This is a genomic window from Microcystis sp. LE19-84.1B, from assembly GCF_027531875.1.
In the GTDB taxonomy this organism is placed as follows: domain Bacteria; phylum Cyanobacteriota; class Cyanobacteriia; order Cyanobacteriales; family Microcystaceae; genus Microcystis; species Microcystis panniformis.
Window position 1 is genome coordinate 1 of sequence record NZ_JAPZSR010000400.1, and the last position, 1,186, is coordinate 1,186.

Genomic DNA, 1,186 nt, shown 5'->3' on the forward strand with positions numbered 1-1,186 from the left:
AATAATAGAGGTGGTGCGTTACGGCGGATTGTTAATTTTGGTTTTTTGACGGAATTGATAGTCGCCTAACGCACCCTACAAGCTGTATTAAGATTAAACTAATACAAGTATATCAGAGGCGGTAAGAGTGGGTTTAGAACTAAGAGTTGCAATTTGAATAGCTGCTAGTGTACCTGTCCCGTCCCCATCAAAGAATAGTCCTCCAGTGATTGTATTATAAATAAAGCGATTGCTGGCATTTAATGCAGTTGTTCCTAACACAAATTGAGCAGATGTAAGGGGAACTCCTGCGGCTAAACCACCGCCAAAACCCGCAGCAGAGACAGCAATTTTATCCCCCTGACTGGAGAGGAAATCAGTAATTGTGTCAATTCCTTCATTGGGGTTGTTGAAGGTGAATTGATCGCCACCTGCACCCCCTGTTAGGGTATCATTACCTAGGCCACCAATTAGAGTATCATTGTCCGCAGTACCGGTGAGAATATCATCGTTTGATGACCCGATAATGAGTAAGGGATTACCAATCTTATTATCACCATTAAAGTCTTGTTGGAAGTTGGTTTCTTGGGTGAAAGCTTCTGGAGAGTTTAATCCCCACCATCCAGTGGAAGATTGCCAATTCCAGTTACTATCTAAACTCCACAGATGCAGATAATTACCATCGTTATATTTCCAGAGGACTTGATTGACTCCATTAACGGTTTCTGCGGCTAGAGTTTGCCAACCTGGATAGATATTTGTGGTAATCTGAGTCCCCCCAATTTTAATGGCGATGGGGTTATTATTACCAATTTGAGCGTAAAGTTTGTTAGTTGCGTCTTTGACTAATTTGGTGTTACCGAAAGCTTCGATGGGGGTGTAGGGATTACCAATCTTATTATCACCGTTAAAGTCTTGTTGGAAGTTGGTTTCTTGGGTGAAAGCTTCTGGGGAATTTAATCCCCACCATCCAGTGGAAGATTGCCAGTTCCAGTTATTATCTAAAGTCCACAGATGCAGATAATTACCATCGTTATATTTCCATAAGACTTGATTGACTCCATTAACGGTTTCTGCTGCTAAAGTTTGCCAACCTGGGTAGATATTTGTGGTAATTTGAGTCCCCCCATTTTTGATGGCGATGGGGTTATTATTACCAATTTGAGCATAAAGTTTATTAGTCGCGTCTTTGACTAATTTGGTGTTA

General features: G+C 41.2%; 1 protein-coding gene. It reads right to left on the minus strand.

The annotated features are described in order from the left end of the window. Positions 1 to 93 precede the first annotated feature (93 nt). A partial coding sequence (locus tag O9324_RS22300; protein ID WP_288141332.1) for a hypothetical protein occupies positions 94 to 1,186 on the minus strand: 1,093 nt, incomplete at its 5' end.